Here is a 13858-nt window from a genome sequence, read left to right on the forward strand (position 1 = left end):
TTTCAGTTTGTACCTGAGCATGTTGCAAACACCACCTAACATTCACCGCCGCCGACCAACAGCCAGCCGATGAGCGGCAAGAGCGCATCGGTTTGCATCTGTTCGGCGGTCGCCGCGACCGGCCCGATTCGCAGGACCTCTTCGGTCGTCGTGTTGTCGAGCGTTTGGCAAACCAGCATGGCTGCGCCCATAACGACCCGAAGGAATCCGGTTATAAGTGGGACTTTTATCCGAGCGCTCGTTCAGCTTGCAGCCCTTGTTGCGAACCTTGCATTTCGCAGAGTCAGATGTACGCTGATTGCACAGAGGGCACTGTTCGTTGGCGCACCTGGACGGCTATAGCCCTCGAGACCAGCCTCGGTCTGCCCCCGTTGCGCAGGGGGCGTTTCGGTAAAGGAACTACCGGACTAATGTCTGACAGGTCCTTTGTCGTGCGCACACGGATTGCACGAGCCCTGTCCGCAGATTCGTGGGCCCAGTGCACCAGTTCCAGGCTGCTTCGGACGCCATCTCGCCAAGCTTGCATCATCCGTCCGGGAGCGGTGACGGCTACGAAGTGACGCTTTAGGCAGGCGCTCAAGCTATAAGCGGTAACGCTGTGTTGGCGGAAATCTCAGCTCTTGAGTTGCTTGCGGATTTCGAGCAGTTCGTCGTGGCGCTTGTCACTCGTCTCGGGATAGCTCAGCTTGAGGTCCTCGAAGATATCCAGCATGACTTGGGCAATCATCAGGCGAGCATTCTTCTTGTCGTCTGCGGGGATCACATACCAGGGCGATTCGCGGGTACTGGTAGCGCCAAGGCAATCCTCATAGGCCGTGATGTACTGATCCCAGAACCTGCGCTCCTCGATGTCGGCAAGGCTGAATTTCCAGTTTTTTTCCGGCTCGTCAATACGATCAAGGAAGCGCTTCCGCTGCTCATCCTCGGACATGTGAAGAAAGAACTTCACGATACGGGTTCCGTTGCAGTGCAGGTGCCGCTCCAGATTGGTAATGGATCGATAGCGCTCGTGCCAGACCGCCTCCGCGTCCGACGGTGCGTCGGGAATTCCCTCGCTGAGCAGAATTCCGGGATGAACACGGGCGATCAGAACCTCCTCGTAATAGGATCGGTTGAAGATGCCGATCCGACCCCGTTCGGGCAAGTCGCGGGTGCTCCGCCAGAGAAAGTCGTGTTGCAATTCGGTAGGGGAAGGATGCTTGAAGCTGAAAACCTGGCAGCCTTGCGGATTGATACCCGACATCACATGCCGAATCGCCCCATCTTTGCCCGCCGCATCCATCGCCTGGAAGACCACCAGCACCGCATAACGGTTGGATGCGTAGAGCATCCGCTGCAGGTCACTGAGCTTGCCGACATGCTTCTTGAGGGTCTTTTTATAGTCCCGCTTTGATTTGTATAAGCGGTCCACCTTCGTGTCCCACTTTCGAAGCTTCATCTTGTCGCCCTCGGGGACGCGAAAGTCCTTTGTCTTGATCTTCATGCTTTTTCTCCTTGAATAAGCGGCGCGACCTGGAGCGACGGCGCTCCACGCTCACGAATCGGCTTTTCCGGGTACGGCTTGTAGTCCCTTCGAATCGACTTCGGATGCAAGATCCAGGCTGACGCGATTCAGGCGCAGCGCATTGGTCACCACCGACACCGAACTCATGGCCATCGCGGCACCGGCCAGAACCGGCGACAGAAGCAGGCCGAAGGCCGGATAAAGCACACCGGCAGCGATCGGGATGCCGAGCGCGTTGTAGCCGAAGGCAAAGCCGAGGTTCTGGCGAATGTTGCGCATCGTGGCGCGGGACAGCACGACGGCGCGCGCGATACCACGCAAATCGCCCTTGACCAGCGTCACCCCCGCGCTCTCCATGGCCACATCGGTACCGGACCCCATCGCGATGCCCACATCCGCCTGCGCGAGTGCCGGCGCGTCGTTGATGCCATCTCCCGCCATGGCAACCTTGCGCCCCTCTGCCTGCAGGCGCTTCACATGGCCGGCTTTGTCCTCAGGCAGGACTTCAGCGAGGATTTCGTCGATATGGAGTTGGCGGGCGACAGCCTCAGCCGTGCGCCTTGCGTCACCTGTGAGCATGACGACGCGGATGCCAGATTTCGTGAGCCCCGCAATCGCCTCCTTGCTGCCCTCCTTGATCGGGTCGGCCACCGCTGCGATGCCAACCGCAACGCCGTCGACGGCAAAGAACACCACGCTCTTAGCTTCGTCGCGCCAGGCTTCTGCACGCACACGCCAGGCCTCGCTGTCGACGTCCCGCTGCTTGAGAAAATCCTGACTGCCGATCAGTACCCGCCGGCCACCGACATCGGCCAGCACACCCAGCCCGTTGATCGCCTCGAAGCCCTCTGCAGTCCCTGGCCTGAGGCTGCGTGCTTTTGCGCCTTCGACGATAGCCTGGGCAATTGGATGTTCGGACAGCTGCTCCACCCCGGCGACAAGCGCGAGCGCTTCGTCCTCGGCGAGGCCGTCGACCAGGATGTCGGTGAGGGCCGGATGGCCCAAAGTCAGGGTGCCGGTCTTATCCACCACGAGTGTGTCGATGTCGCGCATGCGCTCCAGCGCTTCGGCATTGCGGAACAGGATACCGGCGCGGGCGCCCTGCCCCATGGATACGGTCATGGAGATGGGCGTGGCCAACCCGACTGCACAGGGGCAGGCCACAATCAGTACTGCCACTGCATTGATGAAGGCATAGGCGAAACGGGGCTCCGGACCAAAGAACCACCACACGACTGCAGTCACCACGGCAACTGCCACCACAATCTGCACAAAGTACGCCGCCACCACATCGGCGAAGCGCTGAATTGGGGCACGAGTGCGCTGGGCCTCGCTGACCATGTTTACAATGCGCGCCAACAAGGCGTCCGACCCCACGCGCTCGGCACGAACGAGCAAGCTGCCATTGCCGTTCACGGTAGCCCCCACGACCTTGTCGTCAGGCGCCTTGGCCACCGGCACCGGTTCGCCGGTCATCATCGATTCGTCCACCCGGCCGTTTCCTTCAATAACGATGCCGTCCACCGGCACCTTGTCGCCCGGCTTTACCCGCAGATGGTCGCCCACCGCGACGCTTTCCAGCGGCACCTGCTCCTCACTGCCGTCCTCACCCACGCGCCAGGCGAGGTTGGGCGCCAGCTCAAGCAGTTGCTGGATTGCACGACTGGTTCGGCCCATCGCACGCAACTGCAGGAAATCACCGAGAACGACCAGGGTCACGATAACTGCAGCCGCCTCGAAATAGGTATGCACGGCACCGTCGTGCTCGTGAAACTCAGGTGGAAACAGTCCGGGAAGGAGCACCGCTGCCAGGCTGAACAAATACGCCAGTCCCACGCCAAGGCCGATCAGGGTGTACATGTTCAGCGACCAGTGAGCCAGAGACAGCCAGAACTTCTTCAGGATCGGCCAGCCAACCCACAGCACGACAGGCGTCCCGAGCACGAACTCGATCCAGCCGCGAGCTCTCGGCTCCACACCAAACAGGTCCTGCAGGCCCACCATGGGCGCCATGGCAAGCACGAACAAGGGGGCGGACAAGGCAATGCCGATCCACAGTCGCCGCTTCAGGTCACGCAGTTCGGTGTCATCACTCTCACCCGTGCCGGCCATCGGCACCAGTGGCATGCCGCACTTGGGACAACTGCCCGACGCCTCCCGCACAATCTCCGGATGCATCGGACAGGTGTATTGCGTCCCCTCCGGAGCAGCGACAGCGTCCTTCTTCTGGCCACCTTCCTCTTTCGCTCTATCGTCCAGATAAGCAGCGGGCTCTGCCCGAAATGTGTCCCGACATTTTGTCGAGCAGAAGTGATAGTCCTTGCCTGCGTGCTCAAGGCTGGGTTTTCCTTCCCCAAGCACCACCGACATGCCACAGACGGGGTCCATTGCGGTTGCTGCGCCCTCCGCTTCAGGGCTGTGGTCGTGCGTCGAATGGATGTCGCTATTCACTGCTATCTCCTTCCGCGAATCCCGACCTTGCGCGATCGGCTTGGCGGACCACCGTGCTCAACGTCGCTGGCGCTATCGCTTAAGATCTTCGAGCCGTTTGATGTATTCATCCCGTTCGATTTTGCCCTCGGCATAGCGCGAATCGAGGATCTCGCGGGCACTCGGCTGCACTCGGCCCGTCCGTCGCCCGATGAACAGCCACACCACCAGGGCAATCAGCAAAATGGGAATCAGCCACATGAAAAACATGATTGGCCATCCCCAAACCATACTGCCGTGTTCATATCCATACATGGTTCGTTCCTGTTGGCGGTATCAAACAGGCGACAACGCTGAGGGTCATGCACTGAGGCTGACGCAGACCTTTCGCAGCAAAGCACGCGCCTCCTTGCCGAGCGCGTGCACGTCTTTGTTGTCCACCAACTGCAATACGACGTCGGGATCCATAAACACTACATCGACGCCGCCATTGCCTTGCTCCCGCACCACCACATTGCATGGCAGCAGCAAACCAATATCCGGGTCGGCCTCGATAGCTCGGTGGGCAAGCCCAGGGTTGCACGCCCCCAGAATCCGGTAAGACCGGCGCTCGATATCGAGCTTGGACTTAAGGGTGGCCTTGACGTCGATATCGGTCAATACACCGAAGCCCTCCTGCTTCAGGGCGGCAATGACTTTCTCGATGGCCGTATCGAAGGGAAGTTTGAGATGGGTGCTGAATCCGTACATGAATATGCTCCTCGGTTGAGTGCTGGCCAGCCATCGGCTGTCCAGGTTCTGCGCTGCGTTGGGTCGTTCGCACGCTGATCAAGCCCCTCCTGAGTGCTCGTTGCCTGGAGGTCGATCAAGTTCAGTGCGCGGCATGCATCGGTTCGCCGACCTGTGCTGAACCGTCGTTCGACGCCCCCGCAGGCCCCAATCTATGTCGTTACACTGCAATGTTTCATGCTTGGTCGTGGTCCGTCCGTTCGTTACCGCACGTGCATGCTCGGAAGACCATCACAGCACGACGTGGCGGCAAACGCGAAATCCATGGGAACACACCGCAGGCGCGGCAGACGTGCGCGACGGGTTCGATGGGACCAAAGGTTCAAGCCACCTGCGAGCTCGTGGTCGCCTCGCTCGACCGCATCAAGGCCATGTTTGCCGGACGGTCAGGAACTAGCACCTGTCCCAACGGCACCGAAGACGGGCACCGCCGTGTGCGCTGCCGAACCGAAGTCACGGCCCCACGGCAGGTAAGGTGGCTCCACAAGATATGCTCGCCAGCACATCTACAACAACACACGGAGACAAGCATGCAAATTCTGCTGAATACAGACACCCACATCGATGGACGCCAGGCCATGTCCGACCACCTTGAATCTGTGGTGAAGGACGCGTTAGGCCATTACGGCGAACGAATCACACGCATTGAAGCCCATGTGAGCGACGCCAACGGCGTCGGCAAGTCCGGTCCCGACGATATTCACTGCACCCTCGAAGCCCGGACGGCCGGACGCGAACCGGTTGTTGCGAAGGACCGCGCCGGATCAGCACACCAAGCCATTCAGGGGGCGCTGCACAAGCTTGAACGCGTCCTTGCCAGTGAGTTCGAGAGACTCGATGCGAGGCATAACGAGCGCGCGCCGACGGACCTACAGGACGAGTAGTTGAGAATGAGCGCATCGGCGGTGTCTGAATTAATTCACATGCCTTTGCCTGTGCAACCGTGAGTCGCCCCGAACAATGAAAACCGTCGTCAAGGCGCTTTTCTGCGTTGAGAGGCCGAGGATCGAGGGCGCCGGCAAGCGCCGACCGAAGGCTGCATTAAAACTGACGTTGCTGAGAAAATCGGTTCGATGGCACTAAATGTCGAGGCGCTTACGCACCGAGGCGTTCAAGTAAATTTGCGGGACGCTTCGCCGCTGGGCAACTACATGCCGGCCACAAAGGCGAAGACGCAGTCAGCCAAGTAGACGGCGTGGGTCACCACCGGCGCGGCCGGCCTTCGCCGCTACAAGCCGTCCGATGTGCCGCGCAACACCAAGAGCATTTCCGGGCCGTTTTGGTCTTCCAGCCAACTGCACCGACCGGAAGCATCCGTGTCAGTGCTCGTCTGGGACGGCTTATGCTCCGAGCTACACAGATGCGATCTTGAGTGGATCGTGACGATTCAGCAGTTCGGTGATACCCGATTCAGTCGCGGTCGGAACGATGACTTTGACCTCCAGCTTGTCCTCGTCTGCGAAAACCTTCTCGCGCGGTAGCCCATCGTTGACCAGATCGTCGACGACATTGGTGAGGGCGGTCTTGTTGCCATAGGTTGCAGTGATTGTCTTGAACATCATGGTCTCCTCATGAAACGGTTATCCACTCGCGACGAAGACCCGATGCGTCTCCTCGCTGGCAGCCAGGCGGACGCTGCCGGGCACCCGTCAGCAATCAGGCTAGTGCGGGAGTTCGACGAGGTCTGTACGCTATCTAACGTAAGTACGCGGGCCTCCACCGAGTCAGTCGCAACATTGAAAAGGTGCTGCTGCGAACGAATCCCGGCTGAGTGGCAAGTAACCGATGATGGATTCAGCCGGTGGGTGCATCACGCATTACGCAAGCGCAGCAGCCCCTGACCGGACCATCGAAGCCCCAACTCGAACGACCGCTTTACGGTCACCCACTGGTCATGCAGGACACCTAGACACCAGAATTGCCGTGCGTCCCCGACAAGGCCTCGAAGCCCGCGACAACGTCGAACAGCTCCTCGTCGATGCTGCTCTGGCGCAGGCGGTGGAAGTCTCGGTTCAGCGTTTCCATCGTTTCCGCGATGTTCTTTTCAGCACGCTGCATGGCGGCAAGGCGGCTGGCGTTTTCGCTGGCCAGCGATTGGGCGCAGCCGCGAAACAGGGACACGAACAGAAACTCACGCAGGAAGGCCGGCAGCGTCTGCGGGATTCCGTTCAGCGCCTCCGGCAGATTGATTGTCGTCCAGGGTTCGCGGGCCAGCTCCACGCGCCACGCCTCGTCCAGGGGCAGCAGGTGCTGGGCGACCTGGTCATACAGCGAGCCGGCCTTGGGACTGTTATGGAACAGGTACACGTCACCGATCTCGCCCTTTTCATGACGGGCCTCGAGCTCAATCAGGATGTGCCCCACAAGGGGCGTGATGGCACCGATGGCGCTCGGTAGTGCAAACGCTTTACCGGCGGGCAGGCCGGCTTCCGCGAGGCGCGCCTGGATGCGCTCGCCAACCGCGAGCACCACTTTTTGGCCGGGCAACCTCCCGAGGTGGTCGACGACGAATTCCAGCAGATCCTCGTTGAATTGTCCCACCAGCCCCTGGTCAGAGCCGAACACCACCGCACCGATGGCAGCATCCTTTCGCCCCTGAGCTGCTGGCGTGCCCAGCAAGGGGCCGCTGGCGCGCAAGCAGACAGCAAGGCCGAGTTGCACCGTACGGTAATACTCGTCCAGGGATTGCACTGCGTTTTCGTACTGGCCGATACTGGACGCCGCCATGGCCTTCATCGTGCGCACCACGGCCTCCAGATCGCCAGCGCTCGCGATCTTGTGGCGCAGGCTTGCGGCGGTCTGGCTCATCCCTGCTCCTTGGGTTGTGAACTGATGCGGAAGCCTGCGACCGCCCCGCGAGCGAGGTCGAGAATGGCTTCGCGATCGTCGTCGCTCATGGTGTCGGCAGTATCCAGGCGCGTCCGCACATCATCGGGCACTGCAACTGCAGCCTCGCGCACGGCCTGTTCGGCGGCGGTCATCTGATCCACGGGCACGGTGTCGAACAGACCCGAGGTCAAGGCCAGCAGAACACTGATTTGCTCCAGCATCGGGACTGGCGCAGCTTGCGGTTGCTTGAGGCAGGCGCGAATGCGCTGACCGTGGGTGACCCGTTTGCGGGTGTCTTCATCAAGACGGGCACCGAAGCGGGAAAAGCTTTCCAGTTCCTCGAACTGTGCGTACGCCAGCTTGAGGTCGCCCGCCACCGCACGGTATGCGGCACGCTGGGCCTTGCCGCCGACGCGTGACACCGACATGCCCACATCGACCGCCGGCAAAACCCCAAGCGCGAACAGGGATGGGGAAAGAACGATCTGCCCATCGGTGATCGAAATCAGGTTTGTGGGGATGTAGGCGGAAATGTCCTGGGCTTCCGTTTCAATGATTGGCAGCGCGGTCAACGAGCCGCCGCCCAATTCCGCGCGCAGGTGGGTGGCCCGCTCCAGCAGCCGGGAATGGATATAGAAAATGTCGCCGGGAAAGGCCTCCCTGCCCGGAGGGCGGCGCAGCAGCAGCGACAACTCCCGATAGGCGCGAGCGTGATGGGTGAGATCGTCATACACCAGCAGCACGTCACGGCCCTGTTCCATGAAATGCTCGGCGATGCTGGTCGCTGCGTAGGGTGCGATGTAGGCTAGACCCGGTGGATCGTTACCTTCGGTGACCACCACCACGGTGTAGGCCATTGCGTCGTGAGCGCGCAGGCTGGCGATCACCTTGGCCACGCCAGAGGCACGCTGACCGATCGCACAATACACGCACAATACGTTCTTGCCGCGCTGGTTGAGGATGGCATCCACCGCGATTGCAGTCTTGCCGGTCTGTCGATCGCCCAGGATCAATTCGCGCTGGCCGCGCCCAACCGGGATCAGTGCGTCGATGACCTTGATACCGGTCTGCAAGGGTTCGGAGACCGGCGCACGATCCATTATGTGCGCGGCCGGGCGTTCGACGGGCAGGCGTGCGTCGGCCAGCAGCGCGCCCTGGCCGTCCAGCGTGCGGCCCGTGGGGTCGATGACACGCCCGATCAGCCCCTCCCCTACTGGCACGTCCGCCACATTCCCCAGTCGTTTAACAGGGTCACCGGCCTTGAGCTGCCAGTAGCTGCCAAGAAGGAGCACGCCTATCTGCGCTTCATCCACGTTGAATGCGATGCCGAACACGTCGCCGGGAAACTTCAACATTTCCTCCGCGCCGACGCCGGGCAGACCGGACACCATGGCGATGCCGGCGGCTACATGGCTGACGGTGCCCACCTCGCGCAGCGTGAGCCGGGGCTCGAAGAGCTCCCGCGCCTGGCTGATGGCGCCGAATGCCCGCTCGATGGCGGTGTCGAGATGCTCAGTTTGCATCGCCTCGGGCTTCGGCTGCTGGCGCGGGTTCGTCGGTGTCTTGCGCGGTGTCAGCCTCCACTCCGGGCTCCACGTCAGGCGCAGCTGCGACCGGCACAGCGACCTTTATCAGCTCGTTGACTGCTGCCTGCAGCGTGTCGAGATAGCCATTGATGCTCCAGTCCAGTTGGTGGCCGGCGCTGGCGATTTCGATGCCGCCGATCACCTCGGGTGCGGTCTCGAACTGCAGGGAAGGCGTAACGCCCAAGCTGTTCTTGATCGCGGCCTTCAGGGCTTCGCGTTCAGCATGCGGCAACTCGAAGGCGCTGCGAACGGTCACCGGTGCCGTCGACGCCTGGAACGCTTTAACCAGTGCGGCCCTGTCGTCGGCACTGACGTCCGCCATGCGCTGTACCAGCACATCAACAATGCGCGCCTCGAGACTTGCGCCGGTGAGGTCCGCCAGCGTCTTGCGGGCGATCGCGAAGACCTCTTGCTGGGTCCGGCTGCGCAGCGCCTGCGACAATCCGTCGGATTCCTTCATCAGGCTGGCCTGTCGCTGCGCGCTCAAGTCCGTCGCCGACTTGCGCGCAACGTCGAGCAGGCGCTTGCGTTCGGCGTCGGCGTCGGCACCTGCCTGGCGCAAGAGCTCGTCACGCTGTCTATCGAAGTCATCGCATTTGGCCTGGAAGCGCTCCCGGGCCTGCTCCGCTTCGACACGGGTCGCGTCGGCCTGAGCCAGTTCCTCCGCGATGCGTTGCTCCCGGGCATCGATGGCATCAAGGATCGGCTGGTATAGATAGCGCTTCAGCAGCCACACCAGGATGAGGAAGTTCAGGACCTGGGCGCCGACAGTAAACCAGTCAATCAGCATGAATCACTTCCCCGCCACCTGAGCGATGGCATGGTTCCAGAACGGATTGGCGAACAGGAGAATCATCGCCACCACGAAGCAGTAAATGGCTACCGACTCCACCATGGCCAGGCCGACGAACAGGGTGCGGGTAATGGTTGCAGCAGCATCGGGCTGCTGAGCCAGGGAGGTCAGCGCCGTGGCCACTGCACGTCCCTCACCCAGGGCCGGTCCGATGCTGCCGATGGCGATGGTGAGTCCGGCGGTGACAATCGAGGCGATCGCGATGAGGGTCATGCTGTCCATGGGCGCTCCTTAGGGGCTTTTGTTGGCGGGGGTAGCGTCCCCGTGGCCGGGTGCAGGCTTGCGGCTGCGCGTGGCCGCGGCGATATAGACGGCCGCAAGGATGCTGAAGATGTAGGCCTGCACCATGCCGGTCAGCAGTCCGAGGGCGCTGAGCAGAATCGGGAACAGGAAGGGCGTGATGGTGAGCAGGATGGCGAGGATCATCGTCCCGCTCATCATGTTGCCGAACAGACGGGCCGCCAGCGCCAGCGTGCGGGACACTTCACTGATGATGTTGAAGGGCAGCATGATGAAGGAGGGTTTCATGTAAGCCCCCAGATATGCCCCCACGCCACTCTCCGCGATGCCGAACAGCGGCACCGCAACGAAGACGCAGATCGCCAGCGCCGTGGTGGTGGACAACGATCCGGTCGGTGGCTCGAAACCAGGCACGATGGTGAACAGGCTGGCCGTCGCCACGAACAGGAACAGGCTGCCCAGAAACCCGAGGTACTTGCGCGGATCGGCGAGGCCGACTTCACCGATCTGCTTTTCGATGCCACTAACGATGATTTCAAGCAGGTTCTGCCAACGGCTGCGGGTCAGCCCCCGCGACAGCCTTCGGGTAACCAGACGGGAGCCCACGGCTAGAACCAGCATCAGGCCCCAGGTAAAAACGATCGTGGCGTTGATCTTGAAAACACCGGATTGCCACAGAATGATGTCGTCGGGACTAAGGCGCATGGCGGGATTCCCGGGTCATGGTGGCCGTCAGTACCGGTGCAGGCGCAATCCGCGTCGCGATAAGGCGGGCCACGAGAAATCCGAGGACACCGGCCAGCCAGCGCTGCCAGTCGGGCCCGCAAACCCAGAGCAAACCGGCACACACGATGCCAGTACGAACCAACATGCTGGCAAACATCCACAGCGCCGCGTAGGGGGACGACACCGCCCGGCGCAGGGTCCACCACAGGCCGCCAAAAAAGAACGTTCCCAATGCCATACCCACACACAGCGCAATAACCAATCCGGGGAGTTCATTCATCGCCTTCTTCCTCCTGCTCTCGTATTTCGCTGCCTTCTCGCGATATCCAACGCCAAGCGTTGAAACACCCCAGGATCAGCCCGATGGGCATCAACATCAGCGTCCATGAATGGCCCACTGGGTAATTGGCATCCAGCCAGAAACCGAACCCAACGCCGACAAGCACCGGCACTGCCACTGACCAGCCCACCAGGCCCATCATCCCCAATCCAAACCAGATGGTGCGGGTAACCTGGCGTTTCGCCTTGAGCTTGCGGGCCACCTTACGTTCCACCTGACGGGTGAATTCCGTCCCTCGCTCCGGGGTGTCGGTCGGGATTTTGCGTTCCTCACTCATGATGGAAGGCCACCAGGCGACGGATGAAGCCACCTTCGAGTTTTGTCAGCACGTCGCGCACATTCCTTTCGTGCTCGTCCAGATCCTGAAACTCGCTGACGACCGCCTCGCGCAGTGCGTCGAGGTCCGTACCCCCAATTGCATTGCGCACCGAGACGCGGACCTCGGCACCGACCTTGACCAGCACGCCCTGATCCACCGCCAGGCATACCTCGCCCTCAGCTGCTGTCTCGAAAATCAGAATCCCCGGCACCAGCGCCAGCACGCAGTCGAGTCGCTGCGGCAGCAGGCCGAAGGCGCCCTCCCTCGATTCGGCAACGATGCGCAACACACTGCTCTTTTCGGCGAAGATGCGATCGGGAAGAAGAATTTTCAGATTCATGGTGTGGCCATCGCTGCTTTTGCGGCCGCCCGTGCCTCATCGACGGCGCCGATCATGTAGAGCGCACTCTCCGGCACATCCGAGAACTCGTCGGCGAGGATGCGCTCGCAACCGTCCAGGGCATCATCAAGGCTGACCAGTCGCCCCTTGAGACCGGAAAACTGCTCGGTGGTGAAGAAGGGCTGGGTCAGGAAGCGCTCCAGTCGCCGTGCGCGAGCCACCACCTTGCGGTCCTGCACCGACAACTGTTCCAGACCGAGCATGGCAATGATGTCCTTCAGGTCCGCATACTGGGCCAGCGTGCGCCGGACGGCCTGGGCCACACCGTAGTGGCGTTCGCCGATAATGCTCGGTGCAGCCATGCGGGAGTTGGACTGCAAGGGATCGATGGCCGGATACAAGCCCTCACTCGCCCGTTTGCGCGACAGCACGATGGACGCGGACAGGTGGGAGAACGTGTGCACCGCAGCCGGATCGGTGAAATCGTCCGCCGGCACGTACACCGCCTGAATCGAAGTGATTGCGCCACTGTCGGTATTGGCGATGCGCTCTTCCAGCGCCGACAGTTCGGTGCCCATGGTCGGCTGGTAGCCAAGGCGCGAAGGCATCTGCCCCATCATGCCGGAGATCTCCATGCCGGCCTGGATGAAGCGAAAGATGTTGTCGACCAGCAGAAGCACATCGCGATGCTCATCGTCACGAAAGTACTCGGCCATGGTCAGTGCGGCATGCCCGACGCGAAAGCGTGCGCCCGGCGGCTCGTTCATCTGCCCGAAGACCATCACCATGTTATCCAGCACGCCCGCCGTCTTCATCTCCCGATAAAGCTCTTCGCCCTCACGGCAGCGTTCGCCGATACCGCAGAAGATGCTCACACCCGCGTGCTGGCCAACCATGTTGTGGATCATCTCGGTGAGCAGCACCGTCTTGCCGACACCGGCACCGCCGAAAAGGCCGGCCTTGCCACCACGCTCCAGCGGCATCAGCACATCGATAAGCTTGATCCCGGTTTCGAACACCTCGGACCGCGCGGAACGGTGCGCCAGAGAAGGCGGTGCCCGATGCACGCTGCGCCACTCGACCTGCGGCGGCGGAAGACGGTCGATGGCTTGACCGAACACATCGAACATGCGCGAGCGGATATTCTTGCCCACTGGCGCCATCAAGGGGCCACCCGTGTCTTCCACCGTCGCGCCCCGAGCAAGACCTTGCGTGGGTGTCAACGCGATTCCTCGCACCTGATGGGCATCCAGATGGGCCATCACCTCGATCGCGATCCGGCCTTCCCTGCCTGCCCGCAGCAAGGCCCGAACCGGTGGCAAATTGGTGTCGAAGCGGACATCGACAACGCTGCCGCGGATTGAGACGACCTCTCCGCTATTCGGCGTGCATGCACTCGTGTCCATGGACTTCGCCCCAGCTGATCGGAATCTGATTGCTTACCGGCGCAAATAGCCGGATTTAACCCAGGCCTCGCTGACGGCGGTTGCACCGCCTGTTGCCATCGGATCCAGCACAGGGTGATCTGATAACGCAGATAGCGCACCTGACGAAGGCGCATCCAGATCACCCTTCAAGCAGCTTATTTCTTGTGCAGATTGGTCAGCTTTTCGGTGCTTGCCTTGAGGTCTTCCCAAGTCTTGTCCATGTTGGCCTTGACCTGATCCCAAGCATCGTCCGATGCACTCTTCAGCGTGGAAAGGTTCTCCCACGCTTCCTCACGTTTGGCCTGAAGTGCTTCCAGATTTTTTTCGTACTGGGCCTTCATCTGCGCTTCCCACTGCTCGGCGCTGGCCTTGAATGGTTCAGTCTTGGCTTTCCATTCGTTCAACTGCTTTTCCATCAGTGCCAAATACTCTTCGCGTTTTCCCATGATGATTCTCCTTCAATCGATCCTGCATT

General features: G+C 61.3%; 17 protein-coding genes. 1 reads left to right on the top strand and 16 read right to left on the bottom strand.

Features of this window, described 5'->3' with window-relative positions; translation table 11 throughout:
* Nucleotides 1–35: 35 nt before the first annotated feature.
* From CEW83_RS04995 to CEW83_RS05015, 5 genes are all read right to left on the bottom strand, one after another.
* Nucleotides 36–191 carry a hypothetical protein gene (locus CEW83_RS04995; RefSeq protein ID WP_234418996.1) on the bottom strand — a complete coding sequence of 52 codons (156 nt, stop codon included), beginning with the start codon at nucleotides 189–191 and terminating at the stop codon, nucleotides 36–38.
* 422 nt (nucleotides 192–613) lie between these two features.
* Complete coding sequence (locus tag CEW83_RS05000) at nucleotides 614–1483, bottom strand: ADP-polyphosphate phosphotransferase (protein WP_108948354.1); 870 nt, start codon at nucleotides 1481–1483, stop codon at nucleotides 614–616.
* 51 nt (nucleotides 1484–1534) lie between these two features.
* The gene (locus CEW83_RS05005; RefSeq protein ID WP_199915206.1) at nucleotides 1535–3955 is read right to left on the bottom strand and encodes a heavy metal translocating P-type ATPase; all 2421 of its coding nucleotides are present in this window, start codon (nucleotides 3953–3955) and stop codon (nucleotides 1535–1537) included.
* Between the two features lie 72 nt (nucleotides 3956–4027).
* Nucleotides 4028–4249, bottom strand: a complete 222-nt coding sequence (locus CEW83_RS05010) for an SHOCT domain-containing protein (protein WP_108948355.1) — start codon at nucleotides 4247–4249, stop codon at nucleotides 4028–4030.
* Nucleotides 4250–4294: 45 nt separating this feature from the next.
* Nucleotides 4295–4684: a DUF302 domain-containing protein gene (locus tag CEW83_RS05015; protein ID WP_108948356.1), complete on the bottom strand. Its 390-nt coding sequence runs from the start codon at nucleotides 4682–4684 to the stop codon at nucleotides 4295–4297.
* A 569-nt stretch (nucleotides 4685–5253) separates the two neighbouring features.
* Here CEW83_RS05015 and CEW83_RS05020 point away from each other — a divergent pair.
* On the top strand, nucleotides 5254–5607 hold the full coding sequence (locus CEW83_RS05020; RefSeq protein WP_108948357.1) for an HPF/RaiA family ribosome-associated protein: 354 nt from the start codon (nucleotides 5254–5256) through the stop codon (nucleotides 5605–5607).
* Nucleotides 5608–6075: 468 nt separating this feature from the next.
* Here the strand turns inward: CEW83_RS05020 and CEW83_RS05025 are convergent, their stop codons facing one another.
* From CEW83_RS05025 to CEW83_RS05075, 11 genes are all read right to left on the bottom strand, one after another.
* Nucleotides 6076–6285, bottom strand: a complete 210-nt coding sequence (locus CEW83_RS05025; protein ID WP_108948358.1) for a hypothetical protein — start codon at nucleotides 6283–6285, stop codon at nucleotides 6076–6078.
* Nucleotides 6286–6628: 343 nt separating this feature from the next.
* Nucleotides 6629–7531, bottom strand: coding sequence for a F0F1 ATP synthase subunit gamma (locus CEW83_RS05030; RefSeq protein WP_108948359.1), 903 nt, complete (start codon nucleotides 7529–7531; stop codon nucleotides 6629–6631).
* Entirely contained in the window at nucleotides 7528–9075 is a 1548-nt protein-coding gene (locus tag CEW83_RS05035; protein ID WP_108948360.1) for an alternate F1F0 ATPase, F1 subunit alpha, read from the bottom strand. The genes CEW83_RS05030 and CEW83_RS05035 overlap by 4 nt, the downstream gene beginning before the upstream one ends.
* Complete coding sequence (locus CEW83_RS05040) at nucleotides 9065–9928, bottom strand: F0F1 ATP synthase subunit delta (protein WP_108948361.1); 864 nt, start codon at nucleotides 9926–9928, stop codon at nucleotides 9065–9067. Before CEW83_RS05040 ends, CEW83_RS05035 begins: the two co-directional genes overlap by 11 nt.
* Before the next feature lie 3 nt (nucleotides 9929–9931).
* Nucleotides 9932–10213: a F0F1 ATP synthase subunit C gene (locus CEW83_RS05045; protein WP_108948362.1), complete on the bottom strand. Its 282-nt coding sequence runs from the start codon at nucleotides 10211–10213 to the stop codon at nucleotides 9932–9934.
* Nucleotides 10214–10222: 9 nt separating this feature from the next.
* On the bottom strand, nucleotides 10223–10936 hold the full coding sequence (locus CEW83_RS05050; protein WP_108948363.1) for a F0F1 ATP synthase subunit A: 714 nt from the start codon (nucleotides 10934–10936) through the stop codon (nucleotides 10223–10225).
* Nucleotides 10926–11237, bottom strand: coding sequence for an ATP synthase subunit I (locus CEW83_RS05055; protein ID WP_108948364.1), 312 nt, complete (start codon nucleotides 11235–11237; stop codon nucleotides 10926–10928). The genes CEW83_RS05050 and CEW83_RS05055 overlap by 11 nt, the downstream gene beginning before the upstream one ends.
* Nucleotides 11230–11574: an AtpZ/AtpI family protein gene (locus CEW83_RS05060; protein ID WP_108948365.1), complete on the bottom strand. Its 345-nt coding sequence runs from the start codon at nucleotides 11572–11574 to the stop codon at nucleotides 11230–11232. Before CEW83_RS05060 ends, CEW83_RS05055 begins: the two co-directional genes overlap by 8 nt.
* A complete protein-coding gene (locus CEW83_RS05065; protein ID WP_108948366.1) occupies nucleotides 11567–11956 on the bottom strand; it encodes a F0F1 ATP synthase subunit epsilon in 390 nt (129 codons plus the stop codon). Before CEW83_RS05065 ends, CEW83_RS05060 begins: the two co-directional genes overlap by 8 nt.
* Entirely contained in the window at nucleotides 11953–13362 is a 1410-nt protein-coding gene (atpD, locus tag CEW83_RS05070) for a F0F1 ATP synthase subunit beta (protein ID WP_108948367.1), read from the bottom strand. The genes CEW83_RS05065 and atpD overlap by 4 nt, the downstream gene beginning before the upstream one ends.
* Nucleotides 13363–13538: 176 nt before the next feature.
* Nucleotides 13539–13829, bottom strand: coding sequence for a hypothetical protein (locus CEW83_RS05075; RefSeq protein ID WP_108948368.1), 291 nt, complete (start codon nucleotides 13827–13829; stop codon nucleotides 13539–13541).
* Nucleotides 13830–13858 lie beyond the last annotated feature (29 nt).

This window comes from Parazoarcus communis, from assembly GCF_003111645.1.
GTDB classification, from domain to species: Bacteria; Pseudomonadota; Gammaproteobacteria; order Burkholderiales; family Rhodocyclaceae; genus Parazoarcus; species Parazoarcus communis_A.

Excerpts from the sequence above, each read along its gene's own strand:
- CEW83_RS05035 (WP_108948360.1), bottom strand. The coding sequence starts at position 9,075 with ATGCAAACTGAGCATCTCGACACCGCCATCGAGCGGGCATTCGGCGCC.
- CEW83_RS05040 (WP_108948361.1), bottom strand. The coding sequence starts at position 9,928 with ATGCTGATTGACTGGTTTACTGTCGGCGCCCAGGTCCTGAACTTCCTC.
- CEW83_RS05060 (WP_108948365.1), bottom strand. The coding sequence starts at position 11,574 with ATGAGTGAGGAACGCAAAATCCCGACCGACACCCCGGAGCGAGGGACG.
- CEW83_RS05045 (WP_108948362.1), bottom strand. The coding sequence starts at position 10,213 with ATGGACAGCATGACCCTCATCGCGATCGCCTCGATTGTCACCGCCGGA.
- atpD (WP_108948367.1), bottom strand. The coding sequence starts at position 13,362 with ATGGACACGAGTGCATGCACGCCGAATAGCGGAGAGGTCGTCTCAATC.
- CEW83_RS05030 (WP_108948359.1), bottom strand. The coding sequence starts at position 7,531 with ATGAGCCAGACCGCCGCAAGCCTGCGCCACAAGATCGCGAGCGCTGGC.
- CEW83_RS05010 (WP_108948355.1), bottom strand. The coding sequence starts at position 4,249 with ATGTATGGATATGAACACGGCAGTATGGTTTGGGGATGGCCAATCATG.
- CEW83_RS05025 (WP_108948358.1), bottom strand. The coding sequence starts at position 6,285 with ATGATGTTCAAGACAATCACTGCAACCTATGGCAACAAGACCGCCCTC.
- CEW83_RS05050 (WP_108948363.1), bottom strand. The coding sequence starts at position 10,936 with ATGCGCCTTAGTCCCGACGACATCATTCTGTGGCAATCCGGTGTTTTC.
- CEW83_RS04995 (WP_234418996.1), bottom strand. The coding sequence starts at position 191 with ATGGGCGCAGCCATGCTGGTTTGCCAAACGCTCGACAACACGACGACC.
- CEW83_RS05015 (WP_108948356.1), bottom strand. The coding sequence starts at position 4,684 with ATGTACGGATTCAGCACCCATCTCAAACTTCCCTTCGATACGGCCATC.
- CEW83_RS05065 (WP_108948366.1), bottom strand. The coding sequence starts at position 11,956 with ATGAATCTGAAAATTCTTCTTCCCGATCGCATCTTCGCCGAAAAGAGC.
- CEW83_RS05000 (WP_108948354.1), bottom strand. The coding sequence starts at position 1,483 with ATGAAGATCAAGACAAAGGACTTTCGCGTCCCCGAGGGCGACAAGATG.
- CEW83_RS05075 (WP_108948368.1), bottom strand. The coding sequence starts at position 13,829 with ATGGGAAAACGCGAAGAGTATTTGGCACTGATGGAAAAGCAGTTGAAC.
- CEW83_RS05020 (WP_108948357.1), top strand. The coding sequence starts at position 5,254 with ATGCAAATTCTGCTGAATACAGACACCCACATCGATGGACGCCAGGCC.
- CEW83_RS05055 (WP_108948364.1), bottom strand. The coding sequence starts at position 11,237 with ATGAATGAACTCCCCGGATTGGTTATTGCGCTGTGTGTGGGTATGGCA.